This is a genomic window from Streptomyces sp. AC555_RSS877, assembly GCF_019049245.1.
Lineage (GTDB): Bacteria > Actinomycetota > Actinomycetes > Streptomycetales > Streptomycetaceae > Streptomyces.
Genome location: NZ_JAGMUK010000060.1, coordinates 117,430 through 134,897, shown reverse-complemented (window position 1 = coordinate 134,897; position 17,468 = coordinate 117,430). Strand labels below are relative to the sequence as shown.

The 17,468-nt window shown below is 70.3% G+C and carries 18 protein-coding genes; 17 read left to right on the top strand and 1 reads right to left on the bottom strand.

Annotated elements, in window-relative coordinates:
- The first annotated feature begins 100 nt into the window (after positions 1–100).
- The 15 genes from rpsD to nusB all read left to right on the top strand — a co-directional run bounded on the left by rpsD (position 101) and on the right by nusB (position 14,869).
- Complete coding sequence (rpsD, locus tag KUM49_RS27365; protein WP_053748612.1) at positions 101–715, top strand: 30S ribosomal protein S4; 615 nt, start codon at positions 101–103, stop codon at positions 713–715.
- A 78-nt stretch (positions 716–793) separates the two neighbouring features.
- Positions 794–1,468: a hypothetical protein gene (locus KUM49_RS50310; protein ID WP_217239621.1), complete on the top strand. Its 675-nt coding sequence runs from the start codon at positions 794–796 to the stop codon at positions 1,466–1,468.
- A gap of 277 nt (positions 1,469–1,745) precedes the next feature.
- Positions 1,746–2,195 carry a DUF948 domain-containing protein gene (locus KUM49_RS27355; RefSeq protein WP_217239620.1) on the top strand — a complete coding sequence of 150 codons (450 nt, stop codon included), beginning with the start codon at positions 1,746–1,748 and terminating at the stop codon, positions 2,193–2,195.
- Positions 2,196–2,204: 9 nt separating this feature from the next.
- Positions 2,205–2,561 (top strand): hypothetical protein, encoded by a 357-nt coding sequence (locus KUM49_RS27350; RefSeq protein ID WP_217239619.1) that lies wholly within the window; start codon positions 2,205–2,207, stop codon positions 2,559–2,561.
- On the top strand, positions 2,561–5,233 hold the full coding sequence (gene alaS, locus KUM49_RS27345; protein WP_217239618.1) for an alanine--tRNA ligase: 2,673 nt from the start codon (positions 2,561–2,563) through the stop codon (positions 5,231–5,233). The genes KUM49_RS27350 and alaS overlap by 1 nt, the downstream gene beginning before the upstream one ends.
- Positions 5,234–5,268: 35 nt before the next feature.
- On the top strand, positions 5,269–5,733 hold the full coding sequence (gene ruvX / locus KUM49_RS27340) for a Holliday junction resolvase RuvX (RefSeq protein WP_217239617.1): 465 nt from the start codon (positions 5,269–5,271) through the stop codon (positions 5,731–5,733).
- Between the two features lie 121 nt (positions 5,734–5,854).
- Positions 5,855–7,642 carry an endolytic transglycosylase MltG gene (mltG, locus tag KUM49_RS27335; protein ID WP_217239616.1) on the top strand — a complete coding sequence of 596 codons (1,788 nt, stop codon included), beginning with the start codon at positions 5,855–5,857 and terminating at the stop codon, positions 7,640–7,642.
- Positions 7,623–8,462, top strand: coding sequence for a shikimate dehydrogenase (locus KUM49_RS27330; RefSeq protein WP_217239615.1), 840 nt, complete (start codon positions 7,623–7,625; stop codon positions 8,460–8,462). Before mltG ends, KUM49_RS27330 begins: the two co-directional genes overlap by 20 nt.
- A 208-nt stretch (positions 8,463–8,670) precedes the next feature.
- On the top strand, positions 8,671–9,855 hold the full coding sequence (gene aroC, locus KUM49_RS27325; protein WP_217239614.1) for a chorismate synthase: 1,185 nt from the start codon (positions 8,671–8,673) through the stop codon (positions 9,853–9,855).
- Positions 9,852–10,370 (top strand): shikimate kinase, encoded by a 519-nt coding sequence (locus KUM49_RS27320; protein WP_217239613.1) that lies wholly within the window; start codon positions 9,852–9,854, stop codon positions 10,368–10,370. The genes aroC and KUM49_RS27320 overlap by 4 nt, the downstream gene beginning before the upstream one ends.
- A complete protein-coding gene (gene aroB, locus KUM49_RS27315) occupies positions 10,367–11,458 on the top strand; it encodes a 3-dehydroquinate synthase (RefSeq protein WP_217239612.1) in 1,092 nt (363 codons plus the stop codon). Before KUM49_RS27320 ends, aroB begins: the two co-directional genes overlap by 4 nt.
- Before the next feature lie 196 nt (positions 11,459–11,654).
- Entirely contained in the window at positions 11,655–12,524 is an 870-nt protein-coding gene (locus KUM49_RS27310; protein WP_217239611.1) for a Pro-rich N-terminal domain-containing protein, read from the top strand.
- A gap of 180 nt (positions 12,525–12,704) precedes the next feature.
- Entirely contained in the window at positions 12,705–13,814 is a 1,110-nt protein-coding gene (locus KUM49_RS27305) for an aminopeptidase P family protein (RefSeq protein ID WP_217239610.1), read from the top strand.
- A gap of 51 nt (positions 13,815–13,865) precedes the next feature.
- Positions 13,866–14,432 carry an elongation factor P gene (gene efp, locus KUM49_RS27300; RefSeq protein WP_030038547.1) on the top strand — a complete coding sequence of 189 codons (567 nt, stop codon included), beginning with the start codon at positions 13,866–13,868 and terminating at the stop codon, positions 14,430–14,432.
- 2 nt (positions 14,433–14,434) lie between these two features.
- On the top strand, positions 14,435–14,869 hold the full coding sequence (nusB, locus tag KUM49_RS27295; RefSeq protein WP_217239609.1) for a transcription antitermination factor NusB: 435 nt from the start codon (positions 14,435–14,437) through the stop codon (positions 14,867–14,869).
- 208 nt (positions 14,870–15,077) lie between these two features.
- On the opposite strand, the gene bldD is transcribed toward nusB, so the two are convergent.
- Positions 15,078–15,581, bottom strand: a complete 504-nt coding sequence (gene bldD / locus KUM49_RS27290) for a transcriptional regulator BldD (protein ID WP_217239608.1) — start codon at positions 15,579–15,581, stop codon at positions 15,078–15,080.
- Positions 15,582–15,834: 253 nt separating this feature from the next.
- Here bldD and pyrR point away from each other — a divergent pair, with 253 nt between their 5' ends.
- Entirely contained in the window at positions 15,835–16,404 is a 570-nt protein-coding gene (pyrR, locus tag KUM49_RS27285) for a bifunctional pyr operon transcriptional regulator/uracil phosphoribosyltransferase PyrR (RefSeq protein ID WP_217239607.1), read from the top strand.
- Positions 16,405–16,485: 81 nt separating this feature from the next.
- Positions 16,486–17,463, top strand: coding sequence for an aspartate carbamoyltransferase catalytic subunit (locus KUM49_RS27280; RefSeq protein WP_217239606.1), 978 nt, complete (start codon positions 16,486–16,488; stop codon positions 17,461–17,463).
- Positions 17,464–17,468 lie beyond the last annotated feature (5 nt).

Here is a 17,468-nt window from a genome sequence, read left to right as displayed (position 1 = left end):
AGGTCCCCAGTGGACCGGCGGGGTTTCCCCGGCTGCGGATGCGACCTCCCCTAACCCTGGTGAAGCCGTATTCGCATCAGAAACACGAGGTGTTTGGTTCATGCCGAACCAGTCCCGCCCCAAGGTGAAGAAGTCGCGTGCCCTCGGCATCGCGCTGACCCCGAAGGCCGTCAAGTACTTCGAGGCCCGCCCCTACCCGCCGGGTGAGCACGGCCGTGGCCGCAAGCAGAACTCGGACTACAAGGTCCGTCTGCTCGAGAAGCAGCGTCTGCGCGCGCAGTACGACGTGTCCGAGCGCCAGCTCGTCCGCGCCTACGAGCGTGCCGCCAAGACCCAGGGCAAGACCGGTGAGGCCCTGGTCATCGAGCTCGAGCGCCGTCTCGACGCGCTGGTCCTGCGTTCGGGCATCGCCCGCACGATCTACCAGGCCCGCCAGATGGTCGTCCACGGCCACATCGAGGTCAACGGCCAGAAGGTCGACAAGCCGTCCTTCCGCGTCAAGCCCGACGACGTCGTGATGGTCCGCGAGCGCAGCCGCGAGAAGACCCTGTTCTCGATCGCCCGCGAGGGTGGCTTCGCCCCCGACGGCGAGACCCCGCGCTACCTCCAGGTGAACCTCCGCGCCCTGGCCTTCCGCCTGGACCGCGAGCCGAACCGCAAGGAGATCCCGGTGATCTGCGACGAGCAGCTCGTCGTCGAGTACTACGCCCGCTGATCACCAGCAGGCCGTAGCACCACCTCTCAGCCCGCCGTCTTGCCGCCCTTCCGGGTGGGCGAGGCGGCGGGTTCGTGCGTGTCCGGGGCCGAGGCCGCCGTCGTGTGCCGCACCGGCCCGCGCGGCGCCGGCACCGCCTCCAGTAGGCGATCCTCGCAGTGCCCGGCGCAGCGCCCGGACGGCCGTCGCGTCCCGGCCGAGCCGCGCGCCCTGCCGTACGCCCTCCCCGTACGGTCCGTCGCCCAGCCGCATCCCCGGGCGATCGCCTCGCAGAGGACGAGGCTGACGATCGAGCCGTCGGCGGCCACGGAGGGCGACCCGGCGGAGGCCGCGCTGCTGCAGGGCGCCACTGCCGCGACGTGGCCGTCGGTGAGTCTGCCCCTGTTCGCCCAGCGGCCCCAGCGTGAACACCCGCTCGCCCGCCACGGCCGGCGGCCGGCGTCCCGCGGCGAGCATCCGGAGGCCGGGCGCCCGGCGCAGCAGTTCGACGACCAGGTCGGCGCAAGCCTCCAGCAGGTGCTCGAACCCGGCGAGAACCAGCAGGAGTTGGCGCCCGGCGAGATACGCGGGCAGGATCTCGCGTGGCAGCTTGGCGCTGTGGTCCGTCAGCCCGAGCGCCGCCACGAAAGCGTGGCGGCGAACTCCGGATCGCGCACCGGCGCCGGCTCGACACGCCACACGCCGTCGGCGGACCGCCCGGCCGCGCGCCGCCAGACGCGAGGTGCCCCGCCCCGCCCACACCCCCGGCCGTGACGAGCCGCGAGGGGCCGAGCGCCCGCGCCGGCCCGGAGAGTTCGGCCGTGCGGTCCGCGAACACGTCGGCATCCAGGGGCAGATCGCCGCTCACCGAGGTGCCGCCGGGCTGATGGGCGCGCATGGGCCACGGAACGTACCGAGACGTGTTCGGTCCGTACAATCGCCTCCCGCGGTGCGGCCGCGCGCGGGCCTTAATCCGGTTCGGAGTCAGGACCCCGGCGCGATAGGCTCGGCGTACGACTTTTCCGATACGCAGGCACGTTTCAGGGAGCGGGTGCACACAGTGTCCGGTGGAGAGGTGGCCGGGATCCTGGTGGCCGTCTTCTGGGCGATTCTGGTCTCTTTCCTCGCCGTCGCGCTGGCGAGGCTGGCCCAGACGCTCAGGGCGACCACCAAGCTCGTGGCGGACGTGACCGACCAGGCCGTCCCGCTGCTGGCCGACGCCTCCTCGGCGGTGCGCTCCGCGCAGACCCAGATCGACCGGGTCGACGCGATCGCCTCCGACGTCCAGGAGGTCACGTCGAACGCCTCCGCGCTGTCGACCACCGTCGCCTCGACCTTCGGTGGCCCCCTGGTGAAGGTCGCCGCCTTCGGCTACGGCGTGCGCCGGGCCCTCGGCGGCAGCAAGGAAGACGTGCCCGCGAAGGCACCCCGGCGTACCGTGATCGTGGGCCGCACGGTCTCTCGGCGGGACAAGCGAGACCTCCGCAAAAAGAAGGACTGAGAGCCAGCGATGTTCCGCCGTACCTTCTGGTTCACCTCGGGCGTCGCCGCCGGTGTGTGGGCCACCACCAAGGTCAATCGCAAGCTGAAGCAGTTGACCCCCGAGAACCTCGCCGTGACCGCGGCGAACAAGGCGCTCGATGCCGGTCACCGCATCAAGGACCGCGCGGTGGGCTTCGCGCTGGACGTCCGCGACAACATGGCCCAGCGGGAGGAGGAACTGGGCGACGCGCTCGGGCTGAACGCCTCCGTCGACCCCGAACTCCCCGCACCCCGGCGGTACACCGCCATCGAGAACCGCAGCAATCCGAAGTCCGTCGACAGCGACAGGACGACGTACACGTACAACCGGAATGAGGACCACTGATGGAGTCGGCCGAGATTCGTCGCCGCTGGTTGAGCTTCTACGAGGAGCGCGGGCACACCGTCGTCCCTTCGGCGTCGCTCATCGCGGACGACCCGACTCTGCTCCTGGTCCCCGCCGGCATGGTGCCCTTCAAGCCCTACTTCCTCGGTGAGGTCAAGCCGCCGTGGTCGCGCGCCACCAGCGTGCAGAAGTGCGTGCGCACGCCCGACATCGAAGAGGTCGGCAAGACCACGCGGCACGGCACCTTCTTCCAGATGTGCGGCAACTTCTCCTTCGGCGACTACTTCAAGGAAGGCGCCATCAAGTACGCCTGGGAGCTGCTCACCACGCCCCAGGACAAGGGTGGTTACGGCCTGGAGCCGGAGAAGCTCTGGATCACCGTCTACAAGGACGACGACGAGGCCGAGCGCATCTGGCACGAGAACATCGGTGTGCCCAAGGAGCGCATCCAGCGCCTCGGCATGAAGGACAACTACTGGTCCATGGGCGTTCCCGGCCCGTGCGGCCCCTGTTCCGAGATCAACTATGACCGCGGCCCCGAATTCGGCGTCGAGGGCGGCCCCGCCGTCAACGACGAGCGGTACGTGGAGATCTGGAACCTCGTCTTCATGCAGTACGAGCGCGGCGAGGGCATCGGCAAGGACAACTTCGAGATCCTCGGAGACCTGCCGAGCAAGAACATCGACACGGGCCTCGGCATGGAGCGGCTCGCCATGATTCTGCAGGGCGTGCAGAACATGTACGAGATCGACACCTCCATGGCCGTCATCAAGAAGGCCACCGAGCTGACCGGTGTCGAGTACGGCGACTCGCACGACTCGGACGTCTCCCTGCGCGTGGTCACCGACCACATGCGCACGTCCGTGATGCTCATCGGCGACGGCGTGACCCCCGGCAACGAGGGCCGCGGCTACGTCCTGCGCCGCATCATGCGCCGCGCCATCCGCAACATGCGTCTGCTCGGTGCCACCGGCCCGGTCGTCAAGGACCTGATCGACACGGTCATCGAGATGATGGGACAGCAGTACCCCGAGCTCGTCACCGACCGCGAGCGGATCGAGAAGGTCGCCGTCGCCGAGGAGAACGCGTTCCTCAAGGCCCTCAAGGGCGGCACGAACATCCTCGACACCGCCGTCACCGAGACCAAGCAGGCCGGTGGCAAGGTCCTGTCCGGCGACAAGGCCTTCCTGCTCCACGACACCTGGGGCTTCCCGATCGACCTCACCCTGGAGATGGCCGCCGAGCAGGGCCTGTCCGTGGACGAGGACGGCTTCCGCCGCCTGATGAAGGAGCAGCGGGAGCGCGCCAAGGCCGACGCCCAGGCCAAGAAGACCGGCCACGCCGGCGTCGGCGCCTACCGCGAGATCGCCGACAAGGCCGGCGAGACCGACTTCATCGGCTACTCGGACACCGAGGGCGAGTCCACGATCGTCGGCATCCTCGTCGACGGCGCCTCCTCCCCGGCCGCCACCGAGGGCGACGAGGTCGAGATCGTCCTGGACCGCACCCCCTTCTACGCCGAGGGCGGCGGCCAGATCGGCGACACCGGCCGCATCAAGGTGGACACCGGTGCCGTCATCGAGATCCGCGACTGCCAGAAGCCGGTGCCCGGCGTGTACGTCCACAAGGGCGTCGTCCAGGTCGGCGAGGTCACCGTCGGTTCCAAGGCCCACGCCTCGATCGACAACCGCCGGCGCACGGCCATCGCCCGCGCCCACTCGGCCACCCACCTCACCCACCAGGCCCTGCGCGACGCCCTCGGCCCGACGGCCGCCCAGGCCGGTTCCGAGAACCAGCCCGGCCGCTTCCGCTTCGACTTCGGCTCGCCGTCCGCCGTTCCGACGGCCGTGATGACCGACGTGGAGCAGAAGATCAACGAGGTGCTGGCCCGCGACCTGGACGTCCGTGCCGACGTCATGGGCATCGACGAGGCCAAGAAGCAGGGCGCCATCGCCGAGTTCGGCGAGAAGTACGGCGAGCGGGTCCGGGTCGTGACCATCGGTGACTTCTCCAAGGAGCTGTGCGGCGGCACGCATGTGCACAACACCGCCCAGCTGGGTCTGGTGAAGCTGCTCGGCGAGTCGTCGATCGGCTCGGGGGTGCGCCGTATCGAGGCCCTGGTCGGTGTCGACGCCTACAACTTCCTCGCCCGTGAGCACACGGTGGTCGCCCAGCTCCAGGAGCTGATCAAGGGCCGTCCGGAGGAGCTTCCGGAGAAGGTCTCCGCCATGCTCGGCAAGCTGAAGGACGCCGAGAAGGAGATCGAGAAGTTCCGCGCCGAGAAGGTGCTCCAGGCCGCCGCCGGTCTCGCCGAGTCCGCCAAGGACGTCCACGGTGTCGCCGTCGTCACCGGCCGCGTCCCGGACGGTACGACCCCCGACGACCTGCGCAGGCTGGTCCTCGACGTGCGAGGCCGCATCCAGGGCGGACGGGCCGCCGTGGTCGCCGTGTTCGCGGTCAACAACGGCAAGCCGCTGACCGTCATCGCCACCAACGAAGCCGCCCGCGAGCGCGGCCTCAAGGCCGGTGACCTGGTCCGTACGGCCGCCAAGACCCTCGGTGGCGGCGGTGGCGGCAAGCCGGACGTCGCCCAGGGCGGCGGCCAGAACCCCGCCGCCATCGGCGAGGCCGTCGACGCCGTCGAGCGGCTCGTGGCGGAAACGGTCAAGTGAGCGCCGAAAACCAGGCGGGTGGCGACGGTCGCGGCATGCGCCGCGGCCGTCGTCTCGCGATCGACGTCGGGGACGCCCGCATCGGGGTCGCCTCGTGCGACCCCGACGGGATCCTCGCCACCCCGGTGGAGACGGTTCCCGGCCGCGACGTTCCCGCAGCTCACCGCAGGCTCCGGCAACTGGTCGAGGAGTACGAGCCGATCGAGGTCGTCGTCGGCCTCCCGCGCTCCCTGAAGGGGGGCGAGGGCCCGGCCGCGGTCAAGGTCCGCGGCTTCGCGCAGGAGCTCGCCCGGGGGATCGCCCCCGTCCCGGTCCGGCTCGTGGACGAACGGATGACCACGGTGACGGCCAGTCAGGGACTTCGGGCTTCGGGTGTGAAGTCGAAAAAGGGCAGATCGGTCATCGACCAGGTGGCAGCCGTGATCATCCTCCAGCAGGCCCTGGAATCGGAACGAGTGTCAGGTAAAGCACCCGGCGAGGGCGTCGAAGTGGTCATCTGATCGCGATACGGTAACGTTCCGCGCGATGTGGAGGTGTTCGAACAGCCACCGCACAAAGAGAGGCGGAACGGGAGCCGAGCCGAAAGTCGTGCGACCGCCGCCTCGCGGCTCTAGGGGATCGATGACTGAGTATGGCCGGGGCGAAGGCTCCGAACCGTGGCATCCGGAGGACCCGTTGTACGGGGACGGCGGATGGGGCGGACAGCAGGCCCACACGGGCCAGCAGTCCCCCTACGGCGGCCAGCCGCAGCACTATCCGGAGCAGCCGCAGCAGCCGCAGTACGACGATGGAGGCTGGGGCGACGGCCAGCAGGCCGCATACGGTCAGGCGCAACAGCAATACCAGCAGCAGTACGGCGAGCAGCATCACGACCAGCAGCACGGTCAGCAGCACCAGCAGCAGCACGGTCAGCAGCAGTACGGCGACCAGCAGTACCAGCAGCAGTACAGCCAGCAGCCCTACGGCCAGCAGCAGTACGCGCCCCAGCCCCAGCAGCAGTACGACAACGGCTCCTGGGGCACCGGCACGCACGCGCACGTGCCGTACACCGACCCGTCGGACCCGTACGCACAGCAGCAGCAGGGCGTGGCGTACGGCGCGGAGCAGCAGCCCGATTTCTACGGTACCCCGGACGCCTACCCGCCGCCGGAGCCGCCCGCGCGTCGGCGCACCGAACCCGAACCGCAGCAGGCCGACTGGGATCCCGGCCCCGACCAGGGCGAACACGCCTTCTTCTCGGGCGCTGACGACGACGAGGACGACTCGGACGACCGGGACGACTCGAAGGGCGGCCGCGGCGACCGCAAGGGCCGGGGTGGCAAGCCCAAGAAACGCCGCAGCGGGTGCGCCTGTCTGGTGGTCCTGCTGGTGTTCGGCGGAGGCCTGGGCGGGGTCGGCTACTTCGGCTACCAGTTCTACCAAAATCGTTTCGCCACGGCTCCGGACTACGCGGGGGAGGGGACGGGCGAGGTGGTGTCCGTCGTCATCCCGAAGGGTGCGTACGGATCGACCATCGGCCAGAAGCTGAAAGAGGCGGGGGTCGTCAAGAGCGTCGACGCCTTCGTCGCGGCTCAGGAGCAGAACTCCAAGGGGAAGACTTTGCAGGCGGGCGCCTATCTGCTGAAGAAGCAGATGTCCGCCGCGAGCGCCATCGAAATGATGCTCGACCCCAAGAGCCAGAACAACGTGGTGGTCAGGCCGGGCGAGCGCAATATCAGCGTCTACAAGGCGATCGACCAGCAGCTCGAATTGTCGTCCGGCACCACCAGGAAAGCCGCCGACAAGGGGTACAAGAGCCTCGGTCTGCCGAGCTGGGCGAACAGCAACAAGGACATCAAGGACCCGCTGGAGGGCTTCCTCTACCCGGGCACCTATCCCGCGGCCAAGGGCATGAAGCCCGAGACGGTCCTGAAGGAGATGGTGAGCCAGGCCGCCGAGAAGTACGAGGCGCTCGACCTGACTGCCAAGGCCAAGGCGCTGAAGCTGGACAACCCGCTGCAGGTCATCACGGTCGCGAGTCTCGTCCAGGCGGAGGGCAAGACCGACGACGACTACCGCAAGATGGCGGAGGTCGTCTACAACCGCCTCGATCTCGCGAACCCCGAGACCTATGGACTGCTGCAGTTCGACTCGACCTTCAATTACCTGAAGAACGAGAGCAACATCAACATCAGTGAGTCGGAGATCAACAGCAACCAGGACCCGTACAACACGTACACGCAAAAGGGTCTGCCGCCCGGTCCGATCGGAAACCCGGGCGACGGTGCGATCAAGGCGACACTGAATCCGACGGACGACGGCTGGTACTACTTCGTGGCGGTCGACGGCGTGAGCAAGACCGAGTTCGCCAAGACGCATGCCGCGTTCCTCAAGCTCAAGGACAAGTTCGATGCCAGCTCGGGCAGCTGACGCCCGCCGGGCCGCCGTGCTCGGCAAGCCCATCGCCCACTCCCTCTCGCCGGTGCTGCACCGCGCCGCGTACCAGGAGCTGGGACTCGCCGACTGGTCGTACGACCGGTTCGAGCTCGACGAGGCCGCCCTGCCCGGGTTCTTCGCCGAGCTCGGCCCGGAGTGGGCCGGACTCTCGGTCACCATGCCGCTGAAGCGGGCGGTCATCCCGCTGCTCGACGAGATCACCGAGACGGCCGCCTCGGTGGACACGGTCAACACGGTCGTGTTCACCGAGGACGGCCGCCGGGTCGGCGACAACACCGACATCCCCGGCATGGTCGCGGCCCTGCGCGAACACGGCATCGAACAGGTCGACTCCGCCGCCATCCTCGGCGCCGGCGCCACCGCCTCCTCCGCGCTCGCCGCGCTGGCCCGGATCTGCACCGGCGAGGTCGTCGCCTACGTGCGCAGCGGGGCACGCGCCGCCGAGATGCGGCAGTGGGGCGAGCGGCTGGACGTCGAGGTCCGTACGGCGGACTGGGCGGACGCCGGGCAGGCCCTGCACGCACCGCTCGTCATCGCGACGACTCCGGCCGGTGCGACCGACGCGCTGGCCTCGGCGCTGCCGGAACGGCCCGCCACCCTCTTCGACGTGCTCTACGACCCGTGGCCCACCGAGCTCGCCGCCCGCTGGTCCGCGTACGGCGGGGCCGTCGTCAGCGGGCTCGACCTGCTGGTGCACCAGGCGGTGCTGCAGGTCGAGCAGATGACGGGACGTGCCCCGGCCCCGCTGGACGCCATGCGCAAGGCGGGCGAGCACGGGCTCGCGGCCCGCTAGGGCAGGTCAGGACCCGCTGAGACCCGCTCGGTCCCGGGCCACGGCGGCGGGATCCCGTCCGCCCTGTGGACCGGCGGCCTGTCCCGGCGCCCGGACGTGGGAGGATCGGAGGTGGCGGGCCAGGGCCGCGCACCTGGTCGGGCCGTCGCCGTACGCGAGGACGCGTGTACGAGGGGCAGTACCAGGGCGCGAGCATTGAGGAGCACCGTTGAGCAGGTTGCGCTGGCTGACCGCGGGGGAGTCCCACGGCCCCGCACTCGTCGCGACGCTGGAGGGACTTCCCGCCGGCGTGCCGATCACCACGGAGATGGTGGCGGACCACCTGGCCCGGCGCCGACTCGGCTATGGACGCGGCGCCCGCATGAAGTTCGAGCGTGACGAGATCACGTTCATCGGCGGTGTGCGGCACGGCCTCACCCTCGGCTCGCCGGTCGCGATCATGGTGGGCAACACCGAGTGGCCGAAGTGGGAGCAGGTCATGGCGGCCGACCCCGTCGACCCCGAGATCCTCGCGGGCCTGGCCCGCAACGCCCCGCTGACCCGCCCGCGCCCCGGCCACGCCGACCTCGCCGGCATGCAGAAGTACGGCTTCGACGAGGCCCGGCCGATCCTGGAGCGCGCCTCCGCCCGGGAGACGGCGGCCCGGGTGGCGCTGGGCGCGGTGGCCCGGTCGTACCTCAAGGAGACGGCCGGCATCGAGATCGTCTCGCACGTCGTCGAGCTGGCCGCCGCGAAGGCGCCGTACGGCGTGTACCCCAAGCCCTCGGACGTCGAGAAGCTGGACGCCGACCCGGTGCGCTGCCTGGACGCGGACGCGTCGAAGGCGATGGTCGCGGAGATCGACCAGGCCCACAAGGACGGCGACACCCTCGGCGGTGTGGTCGAGGTGCTGGCCTACGGCGTGCCGGTGGGCCTGGGCTCGCACGTGCACTGGGACCGCAGGCTGGACGCCCGGCTGGCCGCCGCCCTCATGGGCATCCAGGCGATCAAGGGCGTCGAGGTCGGCGACGGCTTCGACCTGGCGCGGGTGCCCGGCTCCCAGGCGCACGACGAGATCGTCGCCACCGACGAGGGCATCCGGCGGGCCACCGGCCGTTCCGGTGGCACCGAGGGCGGTCTGACCACCGGTGAGCTGCTGCGGGTGCGGGCCGCGATGAAGCCGATCGCGACCGTGCCGCGGGCACTGAAGACCGTGGACGTCGTCACCGGCGAGGCCACTCAGGCCCACCACCAGCGCTCGGACGTGTGCGCGGTGCCGGCCGCCGGCATCGTCGCGGAGGCGATGGTCGCGCTGGTCCTCGCGGACGCCGTCGCGGAGAAGTTCGGCGGCGACAGCGTCGCCGAGACCCACCGCAACGTGCGGTCGTACCTCGACAACCTCCCGGTCCGATGAGCGCTGTGCCGCTGGTCGTCCTGGTCGGGCCGATGGGCGTCGGCAAGTCCACCGTCGGACAGCTCCTCGCCGAGCGGCTCGGGGTCGGTTACCGGGACACCGACGAGGACATCGTCGCCGAGGAGGGCCGGAGCATCGCCGAGATCTTCGTCGACGAGGGCGAGCCGGCTTTTCGCGCGATCGAGAAGCGGGCCGTGCACACGGCACTCGCCGACCACGCCGGCGTCCTCGCACTGGGCGGCGGCGCGGTCCTGGACGAGGACACCCGCGCGCTGCTCGCCGGGCAGCGCGTCGTCTACCTCTCCATGGACGTCGAGGAAGCGGTCAAGCGCACCGGCCTGAACGCCGCCCGGCCGCTGCTCGCCGTCAATCCGCGCAAGCAGTGGCGCGAGCTGATGGAGGCGCGGCGGCACCTGTACGAGGGAATCGCCACCGCGGTCGTGTCCACGGACGGCCGTACGCCCGAAGAGGTCACCCAAGCAGCCCTGGACGCACTGGAGTTGAAGGAAGCATGAGCGAGGCAGTCACCCGCATCCAGGTCGGCGGCACCGCGGGCAGCGAGCCCTACGAGGTCCTGGTCGGCCGGCAACTCCTGGGCGAACTCGGCGCGTTGATCGGCGACAAGGCCAAGCGGGTCGCGATCGTGCACCCCGAGGCGCTGGCCGAGACCGGCGAAGCGCTCCGTGCCGACCTGGCCGAGCAGGGCTTCGAGGCCGTCGCCATCCAGGTGCCCAACGCCGAGGAGGCCAAGACCGCCGAGGTCGCCTCCTACTGCTGGAAGGCGCTCGGCCAGTCCGGCTTCACCCGCACGGACGTCGTCGTCGGAGTCGGCGGCGGCGCGACCACGGACCTCGCCGGGTTCGTGGCCGCGACCTGGCTGCGCGGGGTGCGCTGGATCGCCATCCCCACCACCGTGCTGGCCATGGTGGACGCGGCCGTCGGAGGCAAGACCGGCATCAACACCGCCGAGGGCAAGAACCTCGTCGGCGCCTTCCACCCGCCGGCCGGCGTGCTGTGCGACCTGGCCGCGCTGGACTCCCTCCAGGTCAACGACTACGTCTCCGGGCTCGCCGAGGTCATCAAGGCCGGCTTCATCGCCGACCCGACGATCCTGGAGCTCGTCGAGTCCGACCCGGAGGCCGCGCGCACCCCGGCCGGCCCGCACACCGCGGAGCTCATCGAGCGCTCCATCCGGGTCAAGGCCGAGGTCGTCTCCTCCGACCTCAAGGAGTCGGGCCTCAGGGAGATCCTGAACTACGGCCACACGCTCGCGCACGCCATCGAGAAGAACGAGCGCTACCAGTGGCGGCACGGCGCGGCGGTCTCGGTCGGCATGCACTTCGCCGCCGAACTCGGCCGCCTCGCGGGCCGGTTGGACGACGCCACGGCCGACCGCCACCGCACGGTCCTGGAATCGGTCGGGCTGCCCCTGCACTACCGCTACGACCAGTGGCCCAAGCTGCTGGAGAACATGAAGGTCGACAAGAAGTCCCGCGGCGACCTGCTGCGCTTCATCGTCCTGGACGGGCTGGCCAAGCCCACCGTCCTGGAGGGCCCCGACCCGGCCGTCCTCCTCGCCGCGTACGGCGAAGTGGGCGAGTAGATCCCCGGGTACGCCTTCCGCCCGATTCCCCTTGCGTGATGGGGCACTTCGGACCGCCCCCGGCCGTTGCACCAAACGACGGCCGGGGGCGGTACCGTTCCGACGGGGGCCCCTCCCACGCCCTTTAGGCTGTGGGGAAGCGGGGCTTACCCGCGCTGTCAGCACCCATTGCCTGTACGAGACGGAGTGGCACCGGATGCAGCACGCAGTGGGTTCTCCGCTGCCGCCGCCCCACCAGCCGGGGCACGGACCGGCCGTCGGCTGGTCGCCGGCCGCACACCACCCGGGTCCGCAGCACCCGGGCGCACACCAGGGTTCCGCCCCCGTGCCCCCGCCGCCCGCACCCGCTCCGGGCTTCACCGGCGCCCCCTCGGCGCAGGTACCGCCCGCGCCGCAGCACGCCCCGGCCTCGCCGGTGCCGGACACCACCGGCCATCTGCCGCTGCCGTCCGGCGCCCCCGTCCCCATGCCGAGCGCGACGCCCGCCACGTCCGCCGCCGACCCGGCCGGCACCACCCTCGCGGTCCTGCTCATCGGCCCGGCCGGTGCCGGCAAGACCAGCGTCGCCAAGTACTGGGCGGACCACCGCCGGGTCCCCACCGCCCACATCAGCCTCGACGACGTACGCGAATGGGTCCGCTCGGGCTTCGCCGACCCGCAGTCCGGGTGGAACGACCACTCCGAGGCCCAGTACCGCCTGGCCCGCCGCACCTGCGGCTTCGCCGCCCGCAACTTCCTGGCCAACGGCATCTCGTGCATCCTCGACGACGCCGTGTTCCCCGACCGCCCGGTCGTCGGCCTCGGCGGCTGGAAGCGCCACGTGGGCCCCGGCCTGCTGCCGGTGGTTCTGTTGCCGGGCCTGGAGATCGTCCTGGAGCGCAACGCCGAGCGCTCCGGAAACCGCCGCCTCACCGACGACGAGGTCGCCCGCATCCACGGCCGCATGGCGGGCTGGTACGGCTCGGGCCTGCCCATCATCGACAACTCCCAGCTGGACGTACCGCAGACGGCCCAGATCCTGGACGACGTACTGGCCAGGTCGATAGCAAGCCCGCCGAGCTGGTGAACGCGTGGGACTGAGCCGGCGCCAGGAGCGCGGGGCCGTATCGACATGCGGCTCCGCCGCGTGGGCGAGCCCAGCCCTCACCGGCCCGCACCCGGAAAAACAACGGGATCACGCACCGCGGTCCCCCAAACGGCACCCTCCCAACCAGCACAATCCGGGCACCCCTCCTACGCTCGTGTCATGTCAGAGGTCTACGCTGCCCGCCGAGCCCGCCTACGGGAACGCTGCCAAGCCGGCGGCAGCTCCTCCGCGCTGGTCTCCCGCCCCGCCAACGTCCGCTACCTCGCCGGCACCGCCCCGCGCGGCGCCGTCCTGCTGCTCGGCAGGATCGAGGACCTGCTGCTGTGTCCCGGCCGTCCGCCGGACGACCGCCCCGCGGACGGCCGGCCCGACGAGGCGCTGCGCGTGCAGAGGCTGTCCGGCTCCGGCGGTGATCCCGCCGTCGCGGCGGCCGACCTCGCGGCCGCGCAGGGCGGCGAATCCCTTGCCGTCGAGGAGCACCACCTGACCGTCGCCCGGCATCGCGCCATCCGCTCGGTCGTGCCCCGGCTGCGCCTGGCCGACCTGGGCGGCGGGGTGGAACAGCTGCGTCTGGTGAAGGACGAGGAGGAGATCTCCTGCCTCAGGATCGGCGCCGAGATCGCCGACCAGGCCCTCGGTGAACTGCTGGAGTCCATCCTCGTCGGCCGCACCGAACGTCACCTCGCTCTCGAACTGGAACGCCGCCTCGTCGACCACGGCGCCGACGGTCCCGCCTTCGCGACCTCCGTCGGTACCGGCCCGAACTCCGGCAGACCCGGCCACCGCCCCACCGACCGGAGGGTCGAGGAGGGCGACTTCCTCTCCGTCTGCCTTGGCGCGACCTATCGCGGCTACCGGTGCGAGATCGGCCGTACTTTCGTCATCGGTACGTCCCCGGCGGACTGGCAGATCGAGCTGTACGACCTGGTTTTCGCCGCTCAGCGGGCCGGCCGGGAGAGCCTGGTCCCCGGCGCCGCCTACCGTGACGTGGACCGTGCCGCACGCCAGGTGCTGGACTCCGCGGGGTACGCGGAAGGCCTTCCGGCCCTGACGGGGCACGGTGTGGGACTCGAAATCGACGAGGACCCGCAGCTGGCCCCCGCGGCCATGGGTAAACTGGACGCTTGCGTGCCGGTCACCGTCGAACCGGGGGTCCACCTCCCGGGCCGGGGCGGTGTCCGGATCGATGACACGCTCGTCGTCCGCCCCGAGGCGGACGGCGGCCCAGAGCTACTCACCATCACGACCAAGGAGCTGCTCGCCCTTTAGCCAGGTGCGTGCGCCGGGGTCGTCCACGTCAGTCCAGGAGATTCCGCAACCGTGGCTTCCACGAACGACCTCAAGAACGGCCTGGTGCTCAAGCTCGACGGAGGCCAGCTGTGGTCCGTCGTCGAGTTCCAGCACGTCAAGCCCGGCAAGGGCCCGGCCTTCGTGCGCACCAAGCTGAAGAACGTGCTTTCCGGGAAGGTCGTCGACAAGACGTTCAACGCCGGCGTCAAGGTCGAGACGGCCACGATCGACAAGCGCGACATGCAGTTCTCCTACATGGACGGCGAGTACTTCGTCTTCATGGACATGGAGACCTACGACCAGCTCATGGTCGACCGCAAGGCCGTCGGTGACGCCGCCAACTTCCTGATCGAGGGCTTCACCGCCACCGTCGCGCAGCACGAGGGCGAGGTGCTCTTCGTCGAGCTGCCCGCCGCCGTCGAGCTCGTCATCCAGGAGACCGAGCCGGGCGTCCAGGGCGACCGTTCCACCGGTGGCACCAAGCCCGCCATCCTGGAGACCGGTCACCAGATCAACGTCCCGCTCTTCATCACCACCGGTGAGAAGATCAAGGTCGACACCCGCACGAGCGACTACCTCGGCCGGGTGAACAGCTAACCGTGGCTGCCCGCAATACGGCCCGCAAGCGCGCCTTCCAGATCCTCTTCGAGGGCGACCAGCGCGACGCGGACGTCCTGACCGTCCTCGCGGACTGGATCCGGCTCTCCCGGGGAGACACCCGGCAGCCGCCGGTGAGCGAGTACACGATGCAGCTGGTCGAGGGGTACGCGCAGCACGCGACGCGCATCGACGAGCTGATCGCCCAGTACTCGGTCGGCTGGACGCTCGACCGGATGCCCGTCGTCGACCGCAACATCCTGCGCCTCGGCGCCTATGAGCTGATCTGGGCGGACGAGACGCCGGACGCGGTCGTGCTCGACGAGATGGTGCAGCTGGCGAAGGAGTTCTCCACGGACGAGTCGCCCTCGTTCGTGAACGGCCTGCTCGGCCGGTTCAAGGATCTCAAGCCCTCACTGCGCCGCGACCAGGCGTAGGCGAGCCCAGGACCGACCTGGCGCCAGAGGTACGCATTGCCGAGGGGCCCACAGCAGTGATGCTGTGGGCCCTCTGGCGTTCCTGGTGAGGCTGATGGCGTTCCCGTGCCTCTGAGGGCCTTCAGGCCCGCAGAAAGCCGCCGGGGTGGCCGGAACCATGAAGTTCCGGCCACCCCGGCGGCACGTTTCTGCTCAGATGAGAAGCGGCTCAGCTGTCCTCGTGGGAGGCCACCGCACGCCGCGCGTCGGCGTCCAGGACGCCCCAGCTGATGAGCTGCTCGGTGAGGACCGAGGGCGACTGGTCGTAGATGACGGCGAGTGTGCGCAGGTCGTCCTGACGGATCGAGAGCACCTTGCCGTTGTAGTCACCGCGCTGGGACTGGATCGTGGCGGCATACCGCTGGAGGGGGCCCGCCTTCTCGGCCGGCACGTGGGCCAGCCGCTCCAGGTCCAGGACCAGCTTCGGCGGCGGCTCGGCGGCCCCGCCCGGAGTGGTGCCCGGCAGCAGCTCCTGCACCGGAACGCCGTAGAAATCCGCCAGCTCGGCGAGTCGCTGCACGGTCACGGCGCGGTCGCCACGCTCGTACGAACCGACCACGACGGCCTTCCAACGCCCCTGGGACTTCTCCTCGACACCGTGGAGGGAAAGGCCCTGCTGGGTGCGGATGGCCCGGAGCTTGGCCCCGAGCTGTTTGGCGTATTCGCTGGACATATAGCTCCCCGGACACTGTGTCGACGCGGCTGGGTCTGTTCCGTGCCGCGCGGCTGGTAACTCACTGTGAGGTTACGCAGCGTTACTCTGTCGCGTCAAGCCGAATGGTCCGCACCGACGCTTCCGTGGTACCGGTGACCGGTTGGGCCAGGGGGGTGATCTGGGACGCCGTCCGGGCCTGCTACCGTGGATGGCGCAAATCCGACGTCCTTTAAGGTCCGTCCCGTGAGGCGGAGAAGGAGGTCCGTTTTCTATGGACACTCAAGCGTCCGATGCAAGGCCGGTTCTCGAAGGCCCTGACATCGCGCGGGTACTGACCCGCATCGCCCACGAGATCGTCGAGCGCGCCAAGGGCGCCGACGACGTGGTGCTCCTCGGCATCCCGACGCGGGGCGTCTTCCTCGCCCAGCGGCTCGCCGCCAAGCTCCAGGAGATCACCGACCGCAAGATCCCGGTCGGCTCCCTCGACATCACCATGTACCGCGACGACCTGCGCATGCACCCGCCGCGTGCGCTGGCCCGTACCGACATCCCCGGTGACGGCATCGACGGCAGACTGGTCGTCCTCGTCGACGACGTGCTCTTCTCCGGCCGCACCATCCGAGCCGCCCTCGACGCCCTGAACGACATCGGGCGCCCCCGCGCGGTCCAGCTAGCGGTCCTCGTCGACAGAGGCCACCGCGAACTGCCCATCCGCGCCGACTACGTCGGCAAGAACCTCCCCACGTCACTGCGGGAGACGGTCAAGGTCCAGCTCGCCGAGGAGGACGGTCGCGACACCGTGCTGCTCGGGGTGAAGCCGGCCGCCCCGGGCGAGCAGTAGCGCCCAGCGGTACGCCCCTGAGTGCGCGACCGCGCGCTTGCATGCCCGCATTCTCCTGAACTGCCTTACGGAGCCTGACAGATGCAGCGTCATCTCATCTCGGCCGCCGACCTCACCCGCGACGACGCCGTCCTGATCCTCGACACCGCCGAGGAGATGGCCCGGGTCGCCGACCGGCCGATCAAGAAACTGCCGACCCTGCGCGGCCGTACCGTCGTCAACCTCTTCTTCGAGGACTCCACCCGGACCCGGATCTCCTTCGAGGCCGCCGAGAAGCGCCTGTCCGCGGACGTCATCAACTTCTCCGCCAAGGGGTCGAGCGTGTCCAAGGGCGAGTCCCTGAAGGACACCGCCCAGACCCTGGAAGCCATGGGCGTGGACGCCGTCGTCATCCGGCACGGGGCCTCCGGAGCGCCGTACCGCCTGGCCAACTCCGGCTGGATCGACGCGGCCGTCATCAACGCCGGTGACGGCACCCACCAGCACCCCACCCAGGCGCTGCTGGACGCCTTCACCATGCGCCGCCGGCTCGTCGGCCGGGACGCCGGGCTCGGGCAGGACCTCGACGGCAAGCGGATCACGATCGTCGGTGACGTCCTGCACAGCCGGGTCGCCCGCTCCAACGTCGACCTGCTGCACACCCTCGGCGCCGAGGTCACCCTCGTCGCCCCGCCCACCCTGGTGCCGGTCGGCGTCGAGACCTGGCCCTGCGAGATCTCGTACGACCTGGACAGCACGCTCCCCAAGTCCGACGCGGTGATGATGCTGCGCGTCCAGCGGGAGCGGATGAACGCCGCGTTCTTCCCGACCGAGCGCGAGTACGCGCGGCGCTACGGCCTCGACGGCGATCGCATGGCGCGGATGCCCGAGCACGCCATCGTGATGCACCCCGGTCCGATGGTCCGCGGCATGGAGATCACCGCCGAGGTCGCCGACTCCGAGCGCTGCACCGTCGTCGAGCAGGTCGCGAACGGGGTCTCCATCCGGATGGCCGTCCTCTACCTGCTGCTGGGCGGCAACGAGCCCGCCGTCAGCCACACCCGTACCGAGGAGAAGTAAGACAG

Coding starts and splice junctions, on each gene's coding strand:
- aroB (WP_217239612.1), top strand. CDS start 10,367: ATGAGCGAGGCAGTCACCCGCATCCAGGTCGGCGGCACCGCGGGCAGC.
- KUM49_RS27330 (WP_217239615.1), top strand. CDS start 7,623: ATGCCAGCTCGGGCAGCTGACGCCCGCCGGGCCGCCGTGCTCGGCAAG.
- mltG (WP_217239616.1), top strand. CDS start 5,855: ATGACTGAGTATGGCCGGGGCGAAGGCTCCGAACCGTGGCATCCGGAG.
- pyrR (WP_217239607.1), top strand. CDS start 15,835: ATGGACACTCAAGCGTCCGATGCAAGGCCGGTTCTCGAAGGCCCTGAC.
- KUM49_RS27310 (WP_217239611.1), top strand. CDS start 11,655: ATGCAGCACGCAGTGGGTTCTCCGCTGCCGCCGCCCCACCAGCCGGGG.
- KUM49_RS27350 (WP_217239619.1), top strand. CDS start 2,205: ATGTTCCGCCGTACCTTCTGGTTCACCTCGGGCGTCGCCGCCGGTGTG.
- KUM49_RS27305 (WP_217239610.1), top strand. CDS start 12,705: ATGTCAGAGGTCTACGCTGCCCGCCGAGCCCGCCTACGGGAACGCTGC.
- rpsD (WP_053748612.1), top strand. CDS start 101: ATGCCGAACCAGTCCCGCCCCAAGGTGAAGAAGTCGCGTGCCCTCGGC.
- KUM49_RS27320 (WP_217239613.1), top strand. CDS start 9,852: ATGAGCGCTGTGCCGCTGGTCGTCCTGGTCGGGCCGATGGGCGTCGGC.
- alaS (WP_217239618.1), top strand. CDS start 2,561: ATGGAGTCGGCCGAGATTCGTCGCCGCTGGTTGAGCTTCTACGAGGAG.
- bldD (WP_217239608.1), bottom strand. CDS start 15,581: ATGTCCAGCGAATACGCCAAACAGCTCGGGGCCAAGCTCCGGGCCATC.
- KUM49_RS27280 (WP_217239606.1), top strand. CDS start 16,486: ATGCAGCGTCATCTCATCTCGGCCGCCGACCTCACCCGCGACGACGCC.
- ruvX (WP_217239617.1), top strand. CDS start 5,269: ATGCGCCGCGGCCGTCGTCTCGCGATCGACGTCGGGGACGCCCGCATC.